Origin of the sequence: Pedobacter hiemivivus (genome assembly GCF_005144565.1) — a bacterium.
GTDB lineage: Bacteria > Bacteroidota > Bacteroidia > Sphingobacteriales > Sphingobacteriaceae > Pedobacter > Pedobacter hiemivivus.
The window spans coordinates 23,571-47,519 of sequence record NZ_SWDX01000006.1 but is presented as its reverse complement, the minus strand read 5'-3'; the positions used below and the strand labels follow the sequence as shown (position 1 = coordinate 47,519).

Below are 23,949 nucleotides of genomic sequence, written 5' to 3'. Positions count from 1 at the left end.
GATGCATTTTAAATGCAGACATTCAATAGAATGCCTGTGTCTGTGCATTTCTATTTTTTCTCTTCTTTTATTTCCGACAGCATTGCGATTTAAGCAAAAGAGCTTTTAACTGATCTTTTCATCAATTAAAAAGCAAGAAAATGCTAACAAACAATCTGGGCTACCCGCGTATAGGTAGTAAAAGAGAACTCAAAAAAGCCTGCGAGCAGTATTGGTCAGGCAATTCAAGTATTCAAAGTCTGGTGCAAACCGGACGGGACATCCGTAAGCAGAATTGGGAACTGCAAAAGGAGGCGGGTATAGACCTGATCCCTTCTAATGATTTTTCATTCTATGACCAGGTATTAGATCTATCTCTTACTGTAGGGGCTATCCCTAAGCGTTACCACGAGGTAATCTTAAACAAAGGCAACTCAGAGCTCGATCTTTATTTTGCGATGGCCAGAGGGTATCAAAAGGATGGGCTTGACATTACAGCTATGGAAATGACCAAATGGTTTGATACAAATTACCATTATATCGTTCCTGAGTTTTTCAAAGATCAGCAGTTTAAACTGTTTTCAACTAAGCTGTTAGATGAGTATCATGAAGGATTAAGATTAGGGATTAAAACCAAGCCGGTGATTATTGGTCCGGTTTCCTATTTGTTGCTGGGTAAAGAAAAAGAAGCTGGGTTTGATAGAATTGACTTGGTGAAAAACCTGTTGCCTGTTTATATTGAACTACTTAAAAAGCTAGAAGAGCAGCATGTAGAGTGGGTACAATTTGATGAACCTTTTCTATCCCTGGATCTTACAGATAAGGATAAAGCGGCTTATAAGTATGTTTATAGCGAGCTTAAAAAGCAATTTCCTAAACTAAAAATATTATTGGCTACTTATTTTGCTGCGCTACAAGACAATGCGGTGTTGGCTACATCATTACCAGTACATGCCTTACACATTGATTTGGTACGTAGTCCGGAGCAGCTAAAAACTGTTTTGGAGCTGATCCCTGCTAATATGACCTTGTCTGTAGGCGTGGTTGACGGCAGAAATATCTGGAAGAATGATTTTCAAAAATCGCTGGTATTAATTAAAGAGGCACTCGAGAAAGTAGGAGATGACAGGTTAATCATTAGTCCATCATGTTCATTGATTCATTCACCATGTGACTTAAACCTTGAAACGAATGAAGATACTTTAACTCCTGAAATTAAGGATTGGATGGCATTTGCTAAACAGAAGGTTTATGAGGTAGTGGTATTGAAGCAATTGGCTAATGATGAGGAGATTGCTGATGCTAAACTCCGTGCAAATTTTGATTCAAATGAAAACCGCAGATCATCAAAGTTGATTCATAATCCTGTTGTAAAGCAACGTGTAGCGGGTATTTCATCGAGAGATGATCAGAGAGCTAGCGAATTCTCTGTTCGTCAGAAATTGCAAGGCGAATCGCTAAAACTTCCTTTGTTTCCAACTACAACGATTGGTTCATTTCCACAAACGGCAGAAGTGCGCAGTTGGAGGGCTAAATATAAAAAAGGTGATTTAAGCCTGGCTGAATATGTTGCATTAATAGAAAGGGAGACCGCAGAAACGATCCGTTTTCAGGAAGATACTGGCATCGATGTATTGGTACATGGTGAGTTTGAACGGAACGATATGGTTGAATATTTTGGGGAGCAGTTGGCTGGGTTCGCCTTTACCAAAAATGGTTGGGTGCAAAGCTATGGTAGCCGCTGTGTAAAACCACCTGTAATTTATGGAGATGTATATCGCCCTGCGCCGATGACGGTAAGGTGGTCTGCTTATGCGCAATCCTTAACTGATAGATGGGTAAAAGGAATGCTTACAGGCCCTGTAACTATTTTACAATGGTCTTTTGTACGAAATGATCAGCCAAGATCAGCAACCTGTACACAAATAGCACTTGCAATTAGGGATGAGGTAGTTGACCTGGAAAATGCGGGCATCAAGATTATTCAGATTGATGAGCCTGCAATAAGAGAAGGATTGCCTTTACGTAAAGCGGATTGGCAAAATTATTTGGCATGGGCGGTACGTGCTTTCAGGATTTCGGCAAGTGGAGTAAAAGATGATACACAAATCCATACGCATATGTGTTATTCGGAATTTAACGACATTATTCAAAATATAGCGGATATGGATGCGGATGTGATCACGATTGAATGTTCGCGTTCGCAGATGGAATTGCTCGATGCCTTTGCTGATTTTAAATATCCTAATGAAATTGGTCCAGGCGTGTATGATATTCATTCACCCCGTGTGCCGGCTAAGGAAGAAATGGTTTTTCTGCTTGAAAAGGCCAAAAAAGTGATTCCGGCAAGCCAACTTTGGGTCAATCCAGACTGTGGTTTAAAGACCAGACATTGGGACGAAACGAAAAAAGCTTTAACAGAAATGGTCGCTGCTGCAAAAGTACTGCGGGAATCTGTGGAAGAAGCTGTAACTTTGTAAAAAAAAGAAGGTAGGTGCTATGCGCCTGCCTTTCTTTACAGAATTACGTACGCACAAATGAGAATAAGGAAAAATGCGGTGATTACCGCGATTGGAGGTTATGTTCCAGATACGGTTTTAAGTAACCATGACCTCGAAAAAATGGTGGATACCAATGACGATTGGATAGTTGCAAGGACAGGGATTAAAGAGAGAAGGATTGTAAACGACCCAAATATTGCTACTTCGGATATGGCCACTTATGCCTTGAAGAGACTAATGGAAGATGGTGATGTGAATCCGGATGAAATTGATTGCGTAATTGTATCAACTTCTACACCTGATTATGTGATGGTAAGTACAGGAAGTATGGTATGCGAAAAAGCAGGTTTGAAAAATGCCTGGGGAATTGATACCAATGCTGCTTGTAGTGGCTTTTTATATGCTTTAACACTTGGTGCCAGTATGATTGAAAGCGGTCGCTGTAAAAAAGTGATTGTAATTGGTGCAGATAAGAACAGCGCTATCGTTAATTATACAGACCGTAATACTTGCATCCTTTTTGGTGATGGTGCCGGAGCAGTTTTATTGGAGCAAACAGAAGAGCCTGTAGGCTTAATGGACAGTTTTTTTAGAACAGATGGTTCTGGTAAAGAGAATCTGATTGTGACTGCGGGAGGATCTAAATTCCCTGCATCTCAAGCTACGCTTGATGAAAAGCTGCATTATGTGCGTCAGGATGGAAGAGTGGTGTTTAAAGCCGCTATTCAGGGTATGACTGACACTTGTAATGAGGTTTTGAGATCAAATGATCTGGTAAGTGCACAAATCGATCACTTGATTCCGCATCAGGCAAATTTAAGGATCATACAATCTGTAGGTGATTATTTGGGTTTATCTCCTGAACAGGTGAAAGTAAATATCGACCGTTATGGCAATACGACCGCTGCAACCATTCCTTTGTGTTTGTGGGATTTTAAAGATGATTTTAAATACGGCGATAAGATGATATTGACTGCGTTTGGCGCCGGGTTCTCCTGGGGGGCAACGTACTTGAAGTGGGGGAAGCTTCGCCAGCCTAAAAAAGATTAAATGACATTAGAAGATAAAATTGGGGCTTCGGAAACACGGATTTTTAAAGCCGTATTTCCGAATACAACAAACCATTACGATACTTTATTTGGTGGTACTGCCATGCACATGATGGACGAAGTCGCTTTTATTACAGCTACTCGTTTTAGCAGACAGCGAATGGTTACGGTAAGTAGTGACCGTATTGACTTTAATAAGCCCATTCCGGCAGGTACTATTGTGGAACTGATAGGAAGGGTAAGCCATATTGGTAATACTAGCTTAAAAGTTAGGGTAGAGATCTACATTGAGCAAATGTATTCTGATACTAGAGAGAAGGCCGTAACTGGCGAGTTCTCTTTTGTAGCTATAGATGAAAATAAAAAGCCAACTTCTATTCTTAAATAGAAGCGTAATTGCATACATTTGCCCCGAAATGCTATTGAAACTAATTTCTGTATTGTTGCTTTTTAGCTTATTGAGTACAAACTTTGCAAACTTGTTTGTTTTTGCAGGGTTTGAACTCAATCGGAAATATATTGCTGCGGAACTTTGTATCAATAAGAATAAGCCTGAGCTGCATTGTAATGGTAAGTGTTTCCTTATGAAAAAGCTAAAACAAGCTCAGGATAAGGAACAAAAGCAGGAACGCCAGGCTCAAAAAACACAAATTCAAGACGCTGTTGTGGTTACACAACTGGTTTTTAAACAGTACGCTTTAGCGGAAACAAAACTTCATATCCCAGCTTCTATGGGGATGCCGCAAAGTATTAAAAATTCTATATTTCATCCTCCACAGTCAAATTAACTGTTCTCATCGAAGTCTGCATTGCTTGTCGCTGAAAAAGCTCCAAGAACGCTGAGGTCTTCTCTGAGAAAGTAAATTTGTAACCAAATTGCATAGCAATATGGTTACTTAAGCCTATACATGCTATCAGGATTTGTGACCAAGAAATTTACCTTCTGTGATGAGGCCTAGCGTTGTTTCGCTTCTTCAGCGAAATTAATGCAGCCTCGGAAGAGAACGGTTAATTTATTTTTTTAGAATTTTTATTAATAATTTAATGAGTCCATACAGATATTTTATTTTATCTATTGGCTTGGTGTTCTGTTTTTTACAGAGCCAGGCCCAAACACAGGCTATAAAAGGCCATATTTATGATTCTCAAACACGTGCGCCACTAGCGGATGTAGTGATCCTTAACAGTTTGAAACAGCCACTTACAAAATCAGATGCGAAAGGCTATTTTGTGATTAACGATTATCAGTCGCAGGAGGTTGTAAAAGCCGTTTTAGTGGGATATAAAACACAAAATATACAATTAAAGCCCGCAGAGGGTGACCTTAATGTGCAGTTAGATGCAGATGGGCTGAGCCTAAATGAAGTTCGGGTAGCGGGGTATAATGGCAACAAAACCAGTAAGGAAACTGCAGGTGCCATTGCCTTGGTTACGGCTAAGGATATCAATAGGGGCAGTGCAGTCTCATTTCAATCTGCATTAAATGCTATACCAGGTGTTCGCATGGAGCAAAGTACGCTTTCTGAAGCGCGCATTTCCATTAGGGGAAATGGTGTTAGGGCGTCCTATGGTATCCGGAATGTTAAAGTTTATGTCAACGAAATCCCTGTCACAGAGGCTGATGGCACCACCCGGATTGAAGCACTTGATGTGAATAGCATTGGACGTGCGGAAGTGATTAAAGGTCCAGCTTCAAGTATTTATGGAGCAGGAACGGGGGGCGTAATTAACTTCCAACTGCAGCGCTCTCCGTATCAGGAACAAAGTCTGGAGGCTTCTGGATTGATCGGGGCCAATGGCTTGCATCGTTTGGCAACGATTTATCGCAACGGTGGTGATAAGGTGAATAGTTATGTTTCTTATGGATGGCAGGAATATGATGGTTACCGGGAACACAGCAACGATATGCGGAGGTTTTTGACCGGAAACTTTCAGCTCTTTCCAAGTGATAAACGAATTATTACCTTGTTGGTGAACAGGACTACACAGCACTCGCAGATTCCGGGCTCACTTACAGCAGATCAGGCTGCTGCAAATCCACGACAGGCCAATGCGACGAATCTGGATAAAGCAGCTGGTAGGTATCAGACCTGGACAAGGATAGGATTGGGTCAGCAATATCGTTTTAATGATCAGTTTTCAAATACAACGAGTGTATTTACTTATTTCTATGATTTGGATCACCCGCTTCCTTATGCTTATATCCGTAATTTTTATCAAAGTTATGGTGGCCGCACGCGGTTTTCTTATGATCCTGGGTTTAGTACTTTTTCAACCCGTTTTACGGTTGGCGCAGAGTTTAATGAAGGATTAACCAAGGGGACACAATATGTAAATAACAAGGGCGTAGAAGGCGCTATTAATTCCAATATTGATTATCAGAATACTCAATATTCATTGTTTTATCAATCGGAAACAGCTTTGACCAATAAAACTACATTGACATTGGGTTTAAGTTACAACAGTTTGAAGTATGATGTGAATGATTATTTAAAGCAGAACCAAAGCGGTCTTAAGAAGTTCAATCCACAGGCTACGCCACGTATTGCACTGAGTCATACCTTTAGTTCAGCACTAAGTCTGCATGCCAGTGTAAGTTCAGGCTTTTCTCCACCATCAAGTTCAGAGATCAAGAATGTGGACGGTTCCATTAACCCAGGCTTACAGGCTGAGAAGGGGATAAACTATGAGCTAAATGCTAAGGGAAATCTGCTAAAATCCCGCCTTGAATATGATCTGGCTTTATTTAAAATGGACATGAAAGGGGAGTTAATCGGACAATCTATACAACAGGGGATTACGATTTATAACAATGCAGGCAAAACTAGTCACAATGGTGTTGAGTTGGCTTTGTCTTATCAAATATTAAAGCCGGAGGATCAAAATGAGGTATTAAGTCTGCGACCTTTTGTTGCGGTTACTTATTCCGATTTCAAGTTTAAGGATTACAAGACGCTAAATGCACAGAGTCAGGTTACTGCGACCTATGATGGAAATAAGTTGACGGGTATTGCTCCCTGGGTATTTAATGCAGGTATTGATCTGGAAACTAAAGTAGGTTTATACTTTTATGGAAGCTATTATTATACTGATCGCTTGCCTTTAAACGATGCCAATTCAGCATTTAATCCTTCTTACCAGGTCGCAAATGCAAAAGTTGGGTATAAGAAGCAAATCCTTAAATGCCTGGAGACAAATGTGTACGCGGGTTTGGATAACATCCTGAATAAAAGCTATAGTTCTATCGTTTCCTTAAATGCTGTAGGATTTGGTGGTGCAGCACCTGCTTATTTTAATCCATCGCCTAAAAGAAACGGTTATGGCGGTTTAAATGTTAAGTATTTATTTTAATGAATATGAAGAAGATTTATTTTTCTTTAGTTATCGTTACATTACTGGCTGCTTGTAAAAGCAAGCCAGTAATTAATGAAGCTAAAGCACTAAATACAGCTGGGATTGCAGCTGTTGGGCCTTATTTTACAGTAGATCATAAAGGGAATCCAGTACTGTGCTGGTCTGAACAGGATGGGAAAGACTCTTTATATAGATTGAAATATGCGGTATATGATCAGCAGAAAGAACAGTTTGGTAAAGCTTTCACTGTACCGCCTTCTGCAGGGTGCGGTGTTTCTGCAGAGAGCATGGCTAAGATTGCCTTTAAAGACGATGGGACAGTAATCGCCATTTTTGCCAAGAGATTTCCTAATGAAAAGAACCCTTATGCGGGTGCTATTTACTATAGTATGTCAGAAAATGAAGGTAAAAGCTGGTCGGACGCCAGATTTTTACATTCAGACACGAGCCATACCTATGGACGTAGTTTTTTTGATGTCGCCAAATTAAAAGATGGTGAATTGGCTGCTGTATGGTTGGATGGCCGTTATGGCAAATCGATTAAAGGTTCGGCCTTGTTTTTTAGCCGGACGGAAAAAGGAAAGGGCTTTGCTACTGATTATTGTTTGGATAAGGGAACTTGTGAGTGTTGCAGGACAGATCTTTTGAGCGATAAGGATGGAAATTTACACCTTGCTTATCGAAGCATTATATTTCCAAATGCGCTTTCAGGCAAGCAGGTTCGTGATATGGTATATAAATTATCGACAGATAACGGGAAGACTTTTACACCTGCAAAGCTGATTAGTAACGATAACTGGGAAATTGAGGGCTGTCCGCATTCAGGTCCTTCACTTGCTGTCGCTAATCATACGCTTCAGGCGGTTTGGTTTACTGCAGGTGGAAGTTCGGGCTTGTATGCTACTTCGGCTGTGGATTCTGGTTTTCGTCGTCGTAATTTGATTACAGCATCTGGTAAGCATCCTCAAATGGTGGCTTTAGTCGATGGAAAAACAGCTATGGTATGCGAAGAAGCGGAAGAGATGGAACATGAGCATATGAAGATGGATCATTCAAAAGGAGGAATGATGAAGCATGGTCCGGCCGGGATGTCAAAGATTATTTTAAGGATTCTAAAGGATGGGAATCAGGAAAAAAATATAGCCTTAACCGACGGGCAACAAGCGGATAATCATGCTGTTTTAACTCCTATTAATCAGGGATTACTTGTAGCTTGGCTGAGAGAAGGAACAACAGGATCAACAATATACTATGCTGGTTTAAAGCAGCTATAGCTATATTAATAGTACTTATTATTTAATTAAAAAACAAAGATGAAGAAATCAATTGGAGCACTGTTTATCGCTATTGGAGCAATAGCTTGCACACAAAAAGGAGATTATAAGGCGGTGCGTGATGATGTGATGAAATTTCACGATGTGGTGATGGCTGATCATGGTAAAATAGTAAACAACCAGATGGCATTGGATACCTTGATGAAAGATATTAAAGGACTCAAAACTAAATTTCCTGAACTGGATACCCTAAAAGAGAAAACAGAAATCACCGCTTTACTGAGCAAGTTGACTCAGGCCGAAGACAGCATGAATGATTGGATGCATAAGTTTGAGCCTGATGTAACCGGTAAATCAAATGAAGCGGCAATAAAGTATTTTGAATCTGAAAAAGCTAAAATAGCGGCCATTGATAGTCTTTACAAATCGGAGATCAAATTATCGGATGATTATTTAAGTAAATTCAAGAAAAAATGAGCAGATCGGGATTATATGTAATACTATTGAGCTTGTTTCTTTTTAGTTGTAAGGATAAGCCAAAGCATTTGCCATTCTTGCAATTGGAAACCACTGAACGGGTAGTTGATGGAAAAACTGTAATTGATTCTACATTTAGAACCATCCCTGCTTTCAAACTATTAAATCAAGATAGTGCTGTAGTTACTGAAAAGAATTTTGATGGAACTATTTACGTTGCCGATTTCTTCTTTACCTCCTGTCCGACCATTTGTCCTACAATGCATCGGAATTTGCTAAAGGTATACCAAAAGTATAAAGGTAATCCTGAAGTTAAACTAGCTTCTCATACGATTGATGTAAAGTATGATACCCCTTCAAGAATGAAAGCTTATGCCACGAAATTAGGGGTAGAGGGTACGCAATGGGAATATTTGTGGGGTAGCAGAGATGAGATTTATGCCCTTGCTGAACGTAATTATTTGGTAGCTGCACAGGAAGACAAAAATGCACCTGGTGGATTTGTTCATCAGGGTTATTTAGTGCTCGTTGATAAAGAAAAGCGCATCAGAGGAGCTTATGATGGTACACAGGATAAGGAAGTAGAACAGCTGATGAAAGATATGGATGTACTGTTAGCTGAGTACTAGAAATAGTTAATCCGAGTATGATTCACATAATAATGTCTCTAGCAAAAAGCCACCCTTTTTGTCAGAAGCACGAAGTACGTGAGATCATACTCGGATTTACTTTATATTTTACAATCTGCCAGACTATTTTCTGCTTGTTTCAGTCGCTGTTGCATTTCGGTGATGGCGATGTTACTTTGTCTTTTTAGTTCAGGTATTAATTCCTGATAATAAGTAATGCCTTGCAGGAGCTGCTCTTTAAATTTTATAAAATACTTTGCTTTTTTAGCACTTAGCTCATTCAGTTGATTGGAAATATCTTTCTTTAAATAATCAATGTATAGATTTAATTCATTGATAAACAGGTTCGGACGATCTATGCTGCCTAGTAAGTCAACCCGGCCATAAATATGGCTTACCATTTCTTTTAAGCTATATTTTCCAGAAAAGTAGGCGAGGTTAGGTCCTGGACAAATGCTGACAGCTTTATTCTCTTTAGGCTTTAGCATATCATTTTTTAGGTAGGCAGAAGCACATAAACCTTCACACAAACATATTTTTTCTGTAATCGCGTCAAACTGTTGCTGATAGGCAGATTCAGAAAGTCCTTGCGCTTTCAGTTGCTTGATCTTTTGGTGCTGATATGCTCTGGATGCTGTGCAAATAGGTAATGCGGTAAACTCCGTATTGGTACACAAAAATTTCTTGGTACAGGGGCTACCTGGTCTACCTTTTTCTATTCGTTCCAGTCGTTGCTGCTCTATGCTGCTGTTTTTAAAGTTATTAAAAAGTACGCCAAGCGGAGATGAGTTACTGATATAGAAATCATCCTGCTCTGCATTTACGAGATTGTTTAAGGTAACATCATCGACATTTGTAGCTTCTGGAACCAGTAAAAACGGACTTCCCCAACCTGCAGCGTCCAGTTGATAATGATTGATTAAAAACTGGTGCTCATCTGCTGTGCCAATGCCACCTTGTGCGGTAATTCGTTGAATAGGATTAATTTCTGGGCTTATGCCTTTTGCGGTAAGTGCCGCATGGTAAATGGAATGTAGCTCCAGGTATAATTCAGTCCGCTTTTCTTTAAACTCTTCCAGGATTGGTCCCAATAAAAAACCTTCGGTCGCAAAAGCATGTCCACCACAGTTTAAGCCAGATTCGACTCTGAATTCGGAGATCCACAATCCTTTTTTGGCCAGCATTTTAGCCTGTATCGTTGCTGATCGGAAATCACTTACTTTAAGGATGATGCTTTTGCTGATCTGGCCTGCTGGATCAGGATAAAACGCTGCACATTTTTCCATGTAGGTATAGAGCCTCGGGTTTAATCCGGCAGAAATGATTACAGCCGAATTCACCTCGCTATTGGCAAAGCCACGCATGGCGGCAAGGGCATCCGTATAATCATCGCCAAGATATTCATCAGCTGTATTGTAATTGGCTTTGTCTACTTTAGACATGATATTTACATCGATCGCACCGGGTTTGATGGCTGATTTAAGGGCGTTTTCTGCTGATTTTTTCTGTTCTACATCAGTCATTTCCAGCATTGACGTAAACATTTTTTTTAGGGAAGAAGTATCAGGCAAAAGGTCAAAATATCTACTTAAATCACTTCCTGCTTCAAAAACACCTTGCTTTAGTATTTCGAATTGTTGATTAACCAGATTGTTCAGTAAATTTAAGTAAGCTGTGATCCTTAAAGCACGACTATCTTCCGTTTTTTTCTCAATGGGGATGTATTTTTTATTGTTCTTTTCCGAATGGAATTTTCGCATACGTTCGGTAAGTTCATCATCAACAATAGAAACGACGGAAGAAATCCCATATTTAGCAATTTTTAAAGGGGTGTCTATTGAATAGCCCAGGCCCAGCACTGGAATATGAAAGGTATGGTTCATGAAATTTATGTATGATTTAGATCACAAAGTAGCGTACTATTTTTAGCTTAAAATATGATATGAGTCACTTTTTAATATGATTTACGTGATAAGTTGATGATTGATAAAATTTATATATTTGTGAAAACAAGGTTATGGAGCAAGTCAGGTTATTGGAGGCAATTATTGAAACGGCTATTGATGGTATAATCACTATCGACAGACGAGGAAATATTGAAAGTCTTAATCCTGCCGCACTCAAACTTTTTGGTTATAAGCTGGATGATGTAAAAGGCCGAAACATTAAAATGTTGATGCCTGAGCCGGATCAAAGTGGGCATGATGGCTATTTAAATAGGTATCAGACAACAGGCGAAAAGCGTATTATTGGTAAGGGTAGAGAGGTTCGTGGCCTAAGAAAAGATGGGAGTACGTTTCCTTTTAGATTAGCGGTGAGTGAAGTACAGTACGATGACCGTATCATTTACACTGGGTTTATACATGATCTTTCTAAAGAAAAAGAAGCTGAAGAACGTTTACGGGAGTATGCTGCCGAGCTGGAAGAATTGGTAGAAGAACGTACTAAATCTTTAAGAAAAACTGTTAGAGCTTTAAGCGAGGCTAAAGAAGAAGTGAGTTTATCCTTAGAGAAGGAAAAGGAACTTAACCAAATGAAAAGCAGGTTTGTATCTATGGCTTCGCATGAGTTTAGAACCCCGCTAAGTTCAGTTCAACTTTCTTCCTCATTAATTGAAAAATATGCCCAGCCTTATGATAATAAAAATATCACTAAGCATGTTGGCAAGATTAAAAATGCGGTAGGTAATTTAACGACCATTTTAAATGATTTCCTTTCGTTGGAACGATTGGAAGCTGGAATAGTTGAGCCTACTTTTGCGGCATTTGATTTGGTAAAACTATCTGAAGAGGTAACCGAAGAAATGCAGATGATTGCCAAGCAGGAACAGCATATCATTTATCAGCATACTGGCTTGGAAAGTATCGCAAAGCTAGATCAGAATCTGATCAGGAATTGCATGATCAACTTGATTTCTAATTCTATTAAATACTCGGGTGAACATACATTTATTGAGTTTAATACGGAGATTAATGATAACCAATACATCATCACTATAAAAGACAATGGGATAGGAATTCCTGATACTGATCAGAAGCATTTGTTTCAGCCATTTTTTAGAGCCAACAATACCGGAAACATTCCGGGTACTGGGCTAGGACTGAATATTGTGCTCCGATATGCTACTTTGATGAATGGAACGCTCCATTTTGAAAGTGTGATTAACAAAGAGACTACCTTTAAACTATCTTTTAATAAATAGATGTCGATGAAGAAGACGCGTATACTGATTATAGAAGATAACGAGGACATTAGAGAAAGCACTGCTGAAATACTGGAACTGGCAAATTATGAAGTATTGCAAGCTCATAATGGAAAAGTAGGCGTTGAATTGGCATCTGCACATTTTCCTGATCTGATACTTTGCGATATTATGATGCCAGAACTGGATGGCTATGGCGTTTTATACCTTTTAAATAAAAACCCTAAAACTGCAGCAACACCTTTTATTTTTCTTACCGCAAAGGCAGAACGCTTTGACATGCGGAAAGGGATGGAGATGGGAGCGGATGACTACCTGACTAAACCTTTTGATGATGTTGAATTATTAAATGCCATTGAAAGTAGATTAAATAAGAAAGATAAGCAGGAGATTTTTTATAGTCAGTCGTTGGATAGGCTCAGTAACCTGATTAGTACTACGTCTGGTATTGCCGAACTGGAGAAAATGATCGCTGACCGAAAGGTAAGAAATATTAAAAAAGGGCAGGTTGTTTATTATGAGGGCGATGATGTTGTAGGCATTTACCTGGTGTTGGCTGGGAAGATTAAGACGGTGAAGATGAGCATGGACGGTCGAGAGTTTTTGACTGGTATTTATTCGATGGATGAGTATTTTGGAATCCCTTCACTAATTAGTCATGAGCCTTACAGTGAGACCGCTGAAGCATTGGAGGATGCTACGGTATGTTTGTTGCCTAAGGATGTGGTGGAGGAATTGCTCAATAAATATCCAGATGTAACCAGGCAGTTTATCCATATGCTTTCTAATAATCTGTTGGAAAGAGAAGAGCAATTGTTGCAACTCGCTTACCATTCGGTTAGGAAACGTATGGCCGATGTGTTGGTTAGATTGTGCAGACAGGAGAAGCAAGCTGCCGAGCTGAACTTGAAAATCTCAAGAGATAACCTTGCCGCCATGGCAGGTATGGCTACCGAAACGGTAAGCCGAATACTGAGTGACTTTAGAGATGAAGGTATTTTGGATAAGAAAGGTAATCAGATCGTTGTATTGGACGAGCTACGATTACAACATATGAAAAACTGACGAAGATCATTTTTTGTACTGACTGAAATCATTCCCTGAAAGGGATCGCAGTGTTAAATTTGATTATTAATAATCAATTTGAATGAAAGTAGTCGCTTACAGCATAAAGAAATTTGAGAAAGAACCCCTGGCAATCGCCAATCATAAGAAGCATGAAATTACCCTGATTTCTAATGTGCTAAGTACCGATACTGTAAGTTATGCTACAGGAAAGGAAGCTGTAATTGTATTTGAAGATGATGATGTATCAGCCGATGTAATTAATAAACTGGCTGATATGGGAGTGAAATACATTGCAACCCGATCTACTTCATCTGATCATATTGATCGGACAACTGCAACAGCGAGAGCGATAAGAATTGCAAATGTTCCTTCATTAGCTTTAGCAGGTCTTACAGCGGCCGAATTACCAATGGCCCTTGCTGAAGAAACTATTTTAAATCTGGACAAATGGCAGCAGAAAAAATGCCTGGGCTTAGCCTGTGTTTGTTCAAGATCTTGCGACCAAGTAAACCATTCTACTTTAAATAACCACAATTCTCATTCTCATGAACACAACCACGCTGACTGAAAAGTATCACGTAGCGGCACCACGCTATACGAGCTATCCAACTGTTCCTTATTGGGACGAGGAGGGTTTTGATGCCAAGAAATGGAGTAAAGCAGTAGTTAATGCATTTAATGAAAGTAATCTTGATGAAGGTATTAGTTTGTACGTTCACTTGCCTTTTTGTGAGGATTTATGTACCTATTGTGGTTGTAATACTCGGATTACTAAAAACCACAATGTAGAAAAACCTTACATAGATGCTTTGCTTAAAGAATGGCAGCTTTATCTGGGGCTTTTTAAAAGCAAGCCGCTGATCAAAGAATTACATCTTGGTGGTGGTACCCCAACATTTTTCAGTCCGCGTAACCTGGACTTCTTAATTAGAGGGCTCTTAGAAAATGCCCAATTGCATAAAGATGCTGAGTTCAGCTTTGAAGCTCATCCAGGAAATACAACTGAGGCCCATCTTTTTACACTGAGTAGATTAGGCTTTAAAAGATTAAGTCTAGGTATTCAGGACTTCGATCCTAAGGTTCAATTGGCCATCAACAGGGTACAAACCGTTGAACAGGTTGATGATATTACGCAATTGGCACGTCAAAATGGTTATCATTCTGTGAATTACGATTTGATTTACGGACTGCCAAACCAAACACGTTCGGGGCTTTGCGAAACCATAGAAGAGGTGTTGCAGTTAAGACCAGATCGTATTGCTTTTTATAGTTATGCCCATGTACCATGGATTAAACCTGGACAACGTAGATATACAGAGGCTGATCTTCCTTCGTCAGAATCGAAACAAGAGCTGTATAACATAGGTCGGAAACTACTGAAAGAAGGTGGATATGTGGAAATTGGTATGGATCACTTTACTTTGAGTACTGACAGCCTTTACGAGGCTGAGCAGACAGGAACGCTTCACCGCAACTTTATGGGCTACACACACCAATACAGCAAATTGATGATTGGTTTAGGCGTTTCCTCAATTAGTGATACCTGGAATGCATTTGCACAAAATGTAAAAACAGTAGAAACCTATATGGAAATGGTAAACAACGGAGAATTTCCTCTACTTAAAGGTCATATTTTAAATGAAACGGATTTATTGATCCGTAAGCATATTCTAAATATCATGTGCAAAGGACGTACTTCCTGGACTGTATTGGATGCTGAAAATGATGCTTTCGCAGAAGGCTTGAATAGGATGCGATGGCTTGCTCAGGATGGATTGGTGTTCATGTCGGCCCATGAATTGCAGGTAACAGCTTTCGGTAAACGATTCCTTCGAAATATATGCATGACGTTAGATGTGCGTTTGTGGGAGAAGCAATCAGAAACACAACAGTTCAGTCTGGCTGATTAACGAATTTTTAATACTTCTTTTTATAAATCTAAATTAGGCCCGCAAATTTTTGTTCTCAAATTCCTTATCTCATTGGCTGGTCTCTGACCGGCCAGTTTGATTTTAGGTTATTTACAAATGCTTGTGCCTGCTGCTGAACTAGCAGGGCTTAAATAGGGGATATCCAGCGCTAGACCTCTCAGTATAAACCATACGCCAATAAAAAGCATCAGATAGGGGACAACACGGTTAATTTTTCTCCGTAGCATCGCTCCGGTAAAGCCTAGGCCAAGCGTAGCAATAAACATCAAAGGCAAGGTACCTAGCCCAAACCAAAACATATAAGTCACTGATCCTTGAACGCTTTCCGTGTTTAATGCAGCAGCAAGGGCTAAGTACACAAAACCACAAGGTAAAAAGCCATTGATAAAACCTATAATCAGGTGATTGGCTTTATGCTTTAAAGCATAATTAAACATGCGGTTAAATGGGGCCAATATAAAAGATGGATTGCTGTTTAAAAAGCTTAGCTTAAACAACCTGGAGCAGGCCGCCATCACAATTAAAATACCACTTAGAATACTGATCCCCTGTTGAAAGCCAGCCAGCCAAATTTGTTTGCCTATTAGTCCTATCACAATTCCCAATAGACAATAAGCGATAATACGCCCAAGTTGATAGATCAGTTTGTCGGCCACCAGAAAGAACCAACCTTGTTTTAATGATGGAACGGCAAACGCAAGTGGGCCACACATGCCAATGCAGTGTACACTCCCTAAGAGTCCAATCATAAAGGCTAGCTTTTCTGCACTCATGGTATGATAAGCTCTTGTTCGTTTAAATAAGCCTTTCCCTCAGTTGTCCAGGATATGATCAATCGCCATTGTCCTTTTTCTATTCCTTTTAAGGGTATTCTTACTTCCTTAGCTGAATCTGTTTGTATGGAAATCTTTTTGTCCATTCTTTGGTCAGCATTCCGTACTAGTTTTATATCTCCTTCAGCTTTATTTTTAAATAGTAGGACGATATGATCAGCTGCAATTCTTATAGAAGGAGCAGCATTGTCGGATTTTACCTGCTCTTTACGGTTATAGTCTTTATCATAGTCTAAACCTTTTTCGTAATAGTCAGTATCCACCAGTGCATCTGGTTTACTATTGATCATCAATACGGCGAGCACAATAATAAAGCTCATAAAGCAAAGCATCCCAATTATTAGTTTTGTTCCCCAGTTCATTTTTTAATTGTTAGGTGGTGCAATAAATGTTGTTTCAAAGTGGTCTACAACTTTGCCATCTGCTACTAGTTTAAAGCCAACTTCTGACTTGTAGGTATTGATCTCATTTTGTGGAAGTATCACAAAGAAAGTAAGTTTTGCCGCCCCGCCATAGACAATAGAATCCGGTTTTTGGATGTATTGTATCTTTGCTTTTGGATTGTTGGGGACAATTTCAAATTTGATATTTCTGTTTGTCTTATTAATCAATTCTGCGTTGTATAAGTTGCTGACTGTTTCGTCTTTATCTCTCAATTGATATAGTGTTCCGCTAGCTCTCAAAATGGTTGTTTTTACATCGCTTCGTGTAATCAATAAGTAAGACAGTACGCTTATTAGCATCACTAAGACTACTGCGTAACCGTAAATACGTTTATTGATATGGAAAGGTTGTTTAGTTTTGATTTCGTCTTCAGATTTAAAGCCAATAAGCCTTGTTGGACGGTCAATCTTTTCCATCACCATATCGCAGGCGTCAATGCAAGCTGTACAGTTTACACATTCCATTTGTGTACCATTGCGAATGTCGATACCGGTAGGACAAACATCTACGCATAGTTTGCAATCGATGCAGTCCCCCGCAAGATTTTCCTGGCCTTTAACGCGTTTTGCCCTGGGTTCGCCACGTTCATAATCATAAGCAACAATAATGCTTTGGTTGTCTAATAAAACACCTTGTAGGCGCCCGTATGGACAAACTACGGTGCACACCAACTCGCGCATTTTAGAGAACACAAGGTAAAAGACAAATGTGAAAACGGAAATGGATAGAAATCCGGATAGGTGCATGGATACCGGTTCGGTGATGATCTTTCTCAGCGCTTCAGTTCCAATAATGTAGCCAAGGAAAATATTGGCGATGAAAAAGGATAAGCAAAGGTAAATGCCATGCTTTAGCGTCTTTTTAAAGATCTTTTGACCGGTCATTGGGCCATCATCCAGCTTTTTTCTTTTTAGATGGTCTCCTTCAATCCAGATTTCAATTTTGCGGAAAACCATTTCCAAAAATATGGTCTGTGGGCAGGCCCATCCGCAAAATACCCTGCCAAATACAACCGTAAATAGCACTACGAACACTATAAAAGTGAGTAGTGCCAATACAAAAAGATAAAAATCCTGCGGCCAGAAAACGATTCCTAAGAAAACAAATTTTCTTTCCAAAACATTTAAGAGTACCAATTGCTCACCATTTAGTTTGATAAAAGGAGCTGCAAATAATAGCGTTAAAAAGAAATAGCTAAGGACAGATCGATACTTGTATAGTGTTCCTTTTACTATCCTTGGATAAATCCATTTGCGGCTTTTTCCATCATCCGTTAGGGTTGAAATCTGGTCTCTAAAATGTTTCGGGCTTTGCGACATATTATTCTTTTTTCCCCTGAGGGGCTTTAGCTCCCGGAGGGTTACTTCCTTTGATTGACATAATGTAACTGGTGATGTCAGAAATCTGTTTTGTATTCATCGATTTCTCCCATGCAATCATCCCTTTTTCAGGAACGCCATATTTAATGGTCTTAAAGATGTCTTTTACAGTTCCACCATGTAGCCAGTAATCGTCAGTTAAGTTTGGTCCAACTGCACCTTCAGCATGTTCACCATGACAAGGTGAACATACGTTTTTAAATAGGGCAGCTCCGGCTTGTAATACCGCTTTATCTGTTGATGCTTCAACGTTGTTCTCGTTGATTTTGTTGGCGCCACCACCGCCTGGCTTTTGTAGCAAGGCAATGCGGTCTTCTTCTGCTTGCTGCAGTTCTGCTGCATACTCTTGTTCTTGAGATTTGCCCCAACCGATAACATGGTAGTTGATCATATAGCCTGCCGCAAACATTATCGTCCCATAGAAGAGCACCATAAACCAGGCAGGCGTGGGGTTGTCCAGTTCAGCAATGCCATCAAACTCATGTTCCATAACCAGATCTTTCTCTTCAGAAAGCGGTCTAAGGCCCAATAGCCAATTCCATAAGGACTTTTTCTCCGGTTGCTCTGTCTCCAGTTTTTCCTGTGCTAAGCGGTGTGTTGCTTTTTCTTCTTCAGTAGCGAAGTAGGTAGGATTTAGGCTTTGCTGGACGTAGATTTTGAGTGTTTTCAAAACCAATAATGCAGCTATTAATATAGTTACTGCAACAAACAGTAAGGCCCAGATTAAGATATCATTCATTGTACATCATCTTTTAAAGGGAGTTCGCTCATATATTTAACTTCTTCTTTTTTCATGGTGAGTAATAGTATGGCCACCAATATGAAAAAGAGCATGAAAATTCCAAGTGAAGTGAGTAGATATACTTGGTTTCCTGTGGCTTGATCTAAAAATTGTTTAAACATGGTGTTGTAGGTTAGATGTGTTACTTTGCTTTAATATCAGTTCCTAGTCGTTGTAAATAAGCAATCAATGCAATGATCTCTTTGTCGCTTTTTACTTTTACATTGTTCTTTCTCAGGTCCTCAGCTATTCCTTTAGCCTGGATATCCAGATCGCGGTTTGCGCTATGCTCATAGCCTTCAGGATAAGGGACGCCAAGTGTACGCATGGCATTGATTTTACTACGGGTAGTGGTGGTATCTAAGGTTTGCGTAATCAACCATTCGTAGGGAGGCATGATACTGCCTGGCGACATGGTCTGCGGATCCAGCATATGGTTAAAGTGCCATACATTACCATACTTACCACCTTCACGCTGTAAATCAGGTCCGGTTCGTTTAGAGCCCCACAAGTGTGGATGATCGTATACAAACTCACCAGCTTTGCTGTATTCGCCATATCTTTCTGTTTCGGAACGGAATGGACGGATCATTTGAGAGTGACAGTTTACACAGCCCTCTTTGATGTAGACATCACGACCTTGTAATTCTAATGGTGAATATGGTTTTACGCTACTGATGGTAGGAATATTAGATTTAATGGTAAAAGTTGGCATCATTTCAATCACACCACCAATAAGGATAACAATTAATGAAAGCACCAGGAATACCATTGGTTTACGCTCTAATACACGGTGGAATTTTTTATCTGAACCTACTGGTACATATTCTTCTGGTAGTGGCATAGCCTCTGCAGCTTCATTGGCTAGTAGCTTGCCTGTACCGACAGTTTTGATTAGGTTATAAGTCATCACAATTACACCGATCAGGTATAATGCACCGCCTATTGCCCTTAATACATACATTGGAAGAATTTGGATTACTGTTTCCAAAAAGTTAGGATATCTCAACATACCCTCTTCGGTAAATTCTTTCCACATTAAGCCTTGTGTAAAGCCTGCAAAGTAAAGTGGAACCGCATAGAAGATAATACCCAATGTACCTATCCAGAAGTGGAAGGAAGCTAGTTTTTTAGAGTATAGTGATGTTCTGTAGATTCTAGGAATCAACCAATACAAGATACCGAATGTAAGGAAACCATTCCATCCAAGTGCACCTACGTGTACGTGTGCTACGATCCAGTCGGTATAGTGAGCAATGGCGTTAATTTGTTTTAAGGCTAACATCGGACCTTCAAAAGTAGCCATACCATAAGCAGTTAGGCCAACTACCATAAATTTAAGGGTAGCATCTTCACGAACTTTGTCCCATGCACCACGAAGGGTAAGCAAGCCATTGATCATACCACCCCAACTTGGTGCAATTAACATAATTGAGAAAGCTACACCTAATGACTGTGCCCAGCCCGGAAGGGAGGTGTATAATAAATGGTGAGGGCCAGCCCAGATGTAAATGAATATGAGTGACCAGAAGTGCAGGATACTTAGTTTGTACGAATATATTGGCCTTTGAGCCATTTTAGGTAGGAAGTAGTACATCATACCCAAGTACGGCGTGGTTAAGAAGAAAGCCACAGCATTGTGGCCATACCACCATTGTACGAGTGCATCCTGAACTCCAGCGTATAAATAATAGCTTTTAAAAGCTGATATAGGCAATTGAACAGAGTTTACAATGTGCAGCACTGCAACAGTAACGAAGGTGGCGATGTAAAACCAAATGGCCACATACATATGCTTTTCTCTTCGTTTAATGATGGTGCCAAACATGTTTATTCCAAATACTACCCAGACTATGGTGATGGCAATGTCAATTGGCCATTCCAGTTCAGCATACTCATGCGAGGAGCTTAAGCCTAAAGGAAGTGTAATTACAGCTGCAACAATAATCAGCTGCCAGCCCCAGAAATGTATTTTACTCAGTACATCACTAAACATACGCGCTTTAAGGAGTCGCTGTAATGAATAATAAACGCCCATAAAGATGGCGTTACCTACAAATGCGAAGATGACGGCATTGGTATGCAGTGGTCTGATCCGTCCGAAAGTAGTGTACTGTGAGCCCATATTTAATGAGGGCTTAAAGAGTTGCATGGCAATGAGCAATCCAACCGTCATGCCTATAATACCCCATACTATGGTGGCTATGGCAAAGTTTCTGACGATCTTATTGTCGTAGTAGAATTTTTCTGTCATGTGAAATTAATGAAAGGTTTGTGGATGTAAAATTACCCGGGTATCTGTATTATAGGAATGATGGGCATTTGAGTTAAATATGATCTTCATCAGTTTTATCGGGCATTTTTTCTTCAATGATGTCATCATCAAAAAGGATCCGGACGCTAGGGGTATAAGTATCATCGTGTTGTCCGATTTTGCTGGCCCAGAAAAAGGCGGCCAGAAAGATAAGGGCCAGTAAAATACTACAGCCTATCAGAAAGTAGATCATGTTCATAACAATTTGTTTTTACGCGCATATAGCCTGGCTGCTATGCTGGTGAATAAAATAATGGTGACAGTACTGATAGGCATTAATATCGCCGCAATGAGTGGTGATAGTAAGCCCTGCACTGCAAAATATAAACCCAGTGTATTGTATATTAGTGAAATGACGAAGCTGATGTGTATGACCTTTACAGCGTCTTTGGCTTGTTGTATAAACTGTGGTATTTTATGGAAAGCTGCACCATCTAATATGGCATCACAATCTGGAGAAAAGTTGTTGATGTTGTCGGTTACTGCAACACCAAGGTTGCTTTGCCTTAATGCACCAGCATCGTTTAACCCATCTCCGAACATCAGCACTTTTTTGCCAGAATTCTGAAGGTTTCTGATATAGTCTAGCTTGTTTTGTGGAGTTTGTGCGAACTGCATTTGCTGCGCACGTGGGAAAAAGGGGATAAGTATTTGCTTGTCGTGATCCTGATCGCCCGATAGCAAATGTAAGTCGGCCTGTTTACTCAGTTTAAAAGTCAGATCCTTAAATCCTTCGCGCCATTGTTGCTGGAAGGTAAAATATCCAAGGTATTGATTATTGATCATGACATGAACGCTACTGTTCATTGGAGAGTTGATCAGCGGTAGGCCAATAAAAGCGGAACTTCCCAATTTCACTTCATTTCCATTAATCCTTCCGCTGATTCCTCGTCCAATTTTTTCTACATATTCATCCACGGGATGAACCTTGCTTATATTTAATAGTTTTACCAGTTCCCGGCTTAAAGGGTGGCCGGAGTTTCTTGCCAGATCACTCAGTAACTGTTTTTCTTCTTCAGTGATATTTCCTTCGAACTTAAAGCCCGCAGCCTCAGGATTGGTAATGGTTCCTGTTTTATCAAATACAAAAGTGTCTATACGGGCCAGTTCTTCTACCACCGCAGTGCTTTTTAAATAGAACTTGTTCTTGTCAAAAATGCTCAATACAGCGGCTAATGTAAAGGGAGTACTAAGCGCTAGTGCGCAAGGACAGGCAATAATGAGTACTGCGGTAAAAGCGGCGATGGCTTTTGTGATGTTTCCATCGTAAAGCATCCAAAAAGCAGCAGAACCTATCGCAATGAGTAATAGAAATATACTGAAATATTTACTTGCGGTATCACTAAAGGTTTTAATCCTGTTTTTATCAGCAAAAAAAGCTTCGTTGTTCCATAATCTAGTTAGGTAACTTTGCGATACAGGTTTAACCACTTCAAGCTCAATTGCGCCTAACAGTTGTCGACCGCCAGCATATACAACTTCGCCCAACGTTTTCTTTACTGGCAAAGACTCGCCGGTAACAAAGCTAAAATCGATCTCAGCTTCACCTTTCAATAGAATTGCATCTGCTGGAATGATTTCGTTGCTTCTGATCAGCATTCTATTGCCAATACTCAATTCATTTAAGGGTACAGGTTTTTCCTTACCATCGTTAATCAAGGTTACTGCAACAGGAAAGTAAGACCTGTAATCTCGCTCAAAAGAAAGATGGTGGTAGGTGCGTTGTTGCATCCATTTCCCAATCAATAGAAAAAAGACCAAACCACATAGGGTATCTACGAAACCTGCACCCGAGTTGCTGATGATTTCGACAAGAGAGCGGATAAACATGACTGCAATACCTAAGGCCAGTGGGAAATCAAGATTTAAAACTCCCTTTTTTAGATTCTGATAAGCAGAACTGAAATAATCTTTGCCGCAGTAGAATACTACAGGTATGGCAAATGCCAGATTTAACCAGCCAAAAAAGGATTTGAATTGTTGTTCCAGATCCGACAAGCCAAAGTATTCTGGAAAGCTGAGTAGCATTACATTTCCAAAGCAAAAGCCGGCAACAGCTATTTTAGCAACCAGCGACCGTTCTGAAAAATCAGCTTGCTGCTTTTTTACCACATCCTGCGAACTTATTAATGGCTCATAACCGATGGAAACTAGCGTTTCCACGACTGACCGCAAAGAAGTTTGTTCATTTTTAAACGTGATGGCTACCTGCTTCTTTAAGAAATCTATTCTTGATTGAGCAACGCCGGAGTTTATTTTATGTAGATTTTCGAGTAGCCATATACAAGAACTGCAATGAATAGCCGGAATGTATAAAGTAATGGTGGTGATTTTTTCATCCTTATAGTCCACCAGTTTAGCTGCGATTTCCGGCTCATCCAGGTACTCAAAGTGCTTTGATTGGACTTTTTGGGATTGGCCTGGTATGTCATTATAAGCATAATAGCTATCCAGGTTGTGATCAGATAGGATTTGATAAACACCTTTACACCCTAAACAGCAAAACTGTTTGTCATCATAAAAATACAGGTTTTGGGGAAGATCATCTCCACAATGGTAGCAGTACGTTTTTGTTTTGAGCGTTTTTTGCTGTAACATAGATCAAATCAATTTTCATCAAAGTTCAGCTTAGTCGTCAATTTTTACTATGATGAGCGTCATGGCTAAATATGATATTAATCATTGTTTTTAGTAACAGCGTTGTACATTGTTTTGTTTTTACATCTTTTGGGAG

At 39.8% G+C, this 23,949-nt stretch carries 20 protein-coding genes; 12 read left to right on the top strand and 8 right to left on the bottom strand.

Translation table 11 applies throughout. From position 1 onward, the window contains the following. Positions 1-140: 140 nt before the first annotated feature. The 8 genes from metE to FBD94_RS16085 all read left to right on the top strand — a co-directional run bounded on the left by metE (position 141) and on the right by FBD94_RS16085 (position 9,263). Positions 141-2,459: a 5-methyltetrahydropteroyltriglutamate--homocysteine S-methyltransferase gene (metE, locus tag FBD94_RS16120; RefSeq protein ID WP_136880950.1), complete on the top strand. Its 2,319-nt coding sequence runs from the start codon at positions 141-143 to the stop codon at positions 2,457-2,459. Positions 2,460-2,516: 57 nt separating this feature from the next. After that, entirely contained in the window at positions 2,517-3,530 is a 1,014-nt protein-coding gene (locus tag FBD94_RS16115; RefSeq protein ID WP_131608504.1) for a beta-ketoacyl-ACP synthase III, read from the top strand. Then, complete coding sequence (locus tag FBD94_RS16110; protein WP_131608503.1) at positions 3,531-3,917, top strand: acyl-CoA thioesterase; 387 nt, start codon at positions 3,531-3,533, stop codon at positions 3,915-3,917. Between the two features lie 196 nt (positions 3,918-4,113). Then, positions 4,114-4,317, top strand: coding sequence for a hypothetical protein (locus FBD94_RS26310; RefSeq protein WP_235884510.1), 204 nt, complete (start codon positions 4,114-4,116; stop codon positions 4,315-4,317). A 256-nt stretch (positions 4,318-4,573) separates the two neighbouring features. Then, positions 4,574-6,880: a TonB-dependent receptor domain-containing protein gene (locus FBD94_RS16100; protein ID WP_136880948.1), complete on the top strand. Its 2,307-nt coding sequence runs from the start codon at positions 4,574-4,576 to the stop codon at positions 6,878-6,880. 5 nt (positions 6,881-6,885) lie between these two features. Next, positions 6,886-8,157 (top strand): sialidase family protein, encoded by a 1,272-nt coding sequence (locus FBD94_RS16095; RefSeq protein ID WP_136880947.1) that lies wholly within the window; start codon positions 6,886-6,888, stop codon positions 8,155-8,157. Positions 8,158-8,196: 39 nt separating this feature from the next. Beyond that, the gene (locus tag FBD94_RS16090) at positions 8,197-8,634 is read left to right on the top strand and encodes a hypothetical protein (protein WP_136880946.1); all 438 of its coding nucleotides are present in this window, start codon (positions 8,197-8,199) and stop codon (positions 8,632-8,634) included. Then, a complete protein-coding gene (locus FBD94_RS16085; protein WP_136880945.1) occupies positions 8,631-9,263 on the top strand; it encodes an SCO family protein in 633 nt (210 codons plus the stop codon). Before FBD94_RS16090 ends, FBD94_RS16085 begins: the two co-directional genes overlap by 4 nt. A 101-nt stretch (positions 9,264-9,364) precedes the next feature. Here FBD94_RS16085 and FBD94_RS16080 read toward each other — a convergent pair whose 3' ends face one another. Beyond that, the gene (locus FBD94_RS16080) at positions 9,365-11,146 is read right to left on the bottom strand and encodes a hypothetical protein (RefSeq protein ID WP_136880944.1); all 1,782 of its coding nucleotides are present in this window, start codon (positions 11,144-11,146) and stop codon (positions 9,365-9,367) included. Positions 11,147-11,280: 134 nt separating this feature from the next. Here FBD94_RS16080 and FBD94_RS16075 point away from each other — a divergent pair, with 134 nt between their 5' ends. The 4 genes from FBD94_RS16075 (at position 11,281) to hemN (ending at position 15,443) form a co-directional block, all read left to right on the top strand. After that, the gene (locus FBD94_RS16075) at positions 11,281-12,465 is read left to right on the top strand and encodes a PAS domain-containing sensor histidine kinase (RefSeq protein ID WP_136880943.1); all 1,185 of its coding nucleotides are present in this window, start codon (positions 11,281-11,283) and stop codon (positions 12,463-12,465) included. A gap of 6 nt (positions 12,466-12,471) precedes the next feature. Beyond that, positions 12,472-13,530: a response regulator gene (locus FBD94_RS16070; RefSeq protein WP_131608486.1), complete on the top strand. Its 1,059-nt coding sequence runs from the start codon at positions 12,472-12,474 to the stop codon at positions 13,528-13,530. An 82-nt stretch (positions 13,531-13,612) separates the two neighbouring features. Next, positions 13,613-14,101 carry a Rossmann-fold NAD(P)-binding domain-containing protein gene (locus tag FBD94_RS16065; protein WP_131608485.1) on the top strand — a complete coding sequence of 163 codons (489 nt, stop codon included), beginning with the start codon at positions 13,613-13,615 and terminating at the stop codon, positions 14,099-14,101. Then, a complete protein-coding gene (gene hemN / locus FBD94_RS16060; protein ID WP_131608484.1) occupies positions 14,079-15,443 on the top strand; it encodes an oxygen-independent coproporphyrinogen III oxidase in 1,365 nt (454 codons plus the stop codon). The genes FBD94_RS16065 and hemN overlap by 23 nt, the downstream gene beginning before the upstream one ends. Before the next feature lie 107 nt (positions 15,444-15,550). Here the strand turns inward: hemN and FBD94_RS16055 are convergent, their stop codons facing one another. From FBD94_RS16055 to FBD94_RS16025, 7 genes are all read right to left on the bottom strand, one after another. Then, positions 15,551-16,237: a sulfite exporter TauE/SafE family protein gene (locus FBD94_RS16055; protein ID WP_131608483.1), complete on the bottom strand. Its 687-nt coding sequence runs from the start codon at positions 16,235-16,237 to the stop codon at positions 15,551-15,553. After that, on the bottom strand, positions 16,234-16,659 hold the full coding sequence (locus tag FBD94_RS16050) for a FixH family protein (RefSeq protein WP_131608482.1): 426 nt from the start codon (positions 16,657-16,659) through the stop codon (positions 16,234-16,236). The genes FBD94_RS16055 and FBD94_RS16050 overlap by 4 nt, the downstream gene beginning before the upstream one ends. Before the next feature lie 3 nt (positions 16,660-16,662). Next, a complete protein-coding gene (gene ccoG, locus FBD94_RS16045; protein ID WP_131608481.1) occupies positions 16,663-18,060 on the bottom strand; it encodes a cytochrome c oxidase accessory protein CcoG in 1,398 nt (465 codons plus the stop codon). 1 nt (position 18,061) lies between these two features. Continuing rightward, positions 18,062-18,859: a cbb3-type cytochrome c oxidase N-terminal domain-containing protein gene (locus FBD94_RS16040; RefSeq protein ID WP_136880942.1), complete on the bottom strand. Its 798-nt coding sequence runs from the start codon at positions 18,857-18,859 to the stop codon at positions 18,062-18,064. Between the two features lie 184 nt (positions 18,860-19,043). After that, positions 19,044-21,155, bottom strand: coding sequence for a cytochrome-c oxidase, cbb3-type subunit I (gene ccoN / locus FBD94_RS16035; RefSeq protein WP_136880941.1), 2,112 nt, complete (start codon positions 21,153-21,155; stop codon positions 19,044-19,046). A gap of 73 nt (positions 21,156-21,228) precedes the next feature. Beyond that, positions 21,229-21,414 carry a cbb3-type cytochrome oxidase assembly protein CcoS gene (gene ccoS / locus FBD94_RS16030; protein WP_136880940.1) on the bottom strand — a complete coding sequence of 62 codons (186 nt, stop codon included), beginning with the start codon at positions 21,412-21,414 and terminating at the stop codon, positions 21,229-21,231. After that, positions 21,411-23,813, bottom strand: a complete 2,403-nt coding sequence (locus FBD94_RS16025) for a heavy metal translocating P-type ATPase (protein WP_136880939.1) — start codon at positions 23,811-23,813, stop codon at positions 21,411-21,413. Before FBD94_RS16025 ends, ccoS begins: the two co-directional genes overlap by 4 nt. Positions 23,814-23,949 lie beyond the last annotated feature (136 nt).

Coding starts and splice junctions, on each gene's coding strand:
- metE (WP_136880950.1), top strand. CDS start 141: ATGCTAACAAACAATCTGGGCTACCCGCGTATAGGTAGTAAAAGAGAA.
- FBD94_RS16115 (WP_131608504.1), top strand. CDS start 2,517: ATGAGAATAAGGAAAAATGCGGTGATTACCGCGATTGGAGGTTATGTT.
- FBD94_RS16110 (WP_131608503.1), top strand. CDS start 3,531: ATGACATTAGAAGATAAAATTGGGGCTTCGGAAACACGGATTTTTAAA.
- FBD94_RS26310 (WP_235884510.1), top strand. CDS start 4,114: ATGAAAAAGCTAAAACAAGCTCAGGATAAGGAACAAAAGCAGGAACGC.
- FBD94_RS16100 (WP_136880948.1), top strand. CDS start 4,574: ATGAGTCCATACAGATATTTTATTTTATCTATTGGCTTGGTGTTCTGT.
- FBD94_RS16095 (WP_136880947.1), top strand. CDS start 6,886: ATGAAGAAGATTTATTTTTCTTTAGTTATCGTTACATTACTGGCTGCT.
- FBD94_RS16090 (WP_136880946.1), top strand. CDS start 8,197: ATGAAGAAATCAATTGGAGCACTGTTTATCGCTATTGGAGCAATAGCT.
- FBD94_RS16085 (WP_136880945.1), top strand. CDS start 8,631: ATGAGCAGATCGGGATTATATGTAATACTATTGAGCTTGTTTCTTTTT.
- FBD94_RS16080 (WP_136880944.1), bottom strand. CDS start 11,146: ATGAACCATACCTTTCATATTCCAGTGCTGGGCCTGGGCTATTCAATA.
- FBD94_RS16075 (WP_136880943.1), top strand. CDS start 11,281: ATGGAGCAAGTCAGGTTATTGGAGGCAATTATTGAAACGGCTATTGAT.
- FBD94_RS16070 (WP_131608486.1), top strand. CDS start 12,472: ATGAAGAAGACGCGTATACTGATTATAGAAGATAACGAGGACATTAGA.
- FBD94_RS16065 (WP_131608485.1), top strand. CDS start 13,613: ATGAAAGTAGTCGCTTACAGCATAAAGAAATTTGAGAAAGAACCCCTG.
- hemN (WP_131608484.1), top strand. CDS start 14,079: ATGAACACAACCACGCTGACTGAAAAGTATCACGTAGCGGCACCACGC.
- FBD94_RS16055 (WP_131608483.1), bottom strand. CDS start 16,237: ATGAGTGCAGAAAAGCTAGCCTTTATGATTGGACTCTTAGGGAGTGTA.
- FBD94_RS16050 (WP_131608482.1), bottom strand. CDS start 16,659: ATGAACTGGGGAACAAAACTAATAATTGGGATGCTTTGCTTTATGAGC.
- ccoG (WP_131608481.1), bottom strand. CDS start 18,060: ATGTCGCAAAGCCCGAAACATTTTAGAGACCAGATTTCAACCCTAACG.
- FBD94_RS16040 (WP_136880942.1), bottom strand. CDS start 18,859: ATGAATGATATCTTAATCTGGGCCTTACTGTTTGTTGCAGTAACTATA.
- ccoN (WP_136880941.1), bottom strand. CDS start 21,155: ATGACAGAAAAATTCTACTACGACAATAAGATCGTCAGAAACTTTGCC.
- ccoS (WP_136880940.1), bottom strand. CDS start 21,414: ATGAACATGATCTACTTTCTGATAGGCTGTAGTATTTTACTGGCCCTT.
- FBD94_RS16025 (WP_136880939.1), bottom strand. CDS start 23,813: ATGTTACAGCAAAAAACGCTCAAAACAAAAACGTACTGCTACCATTGT.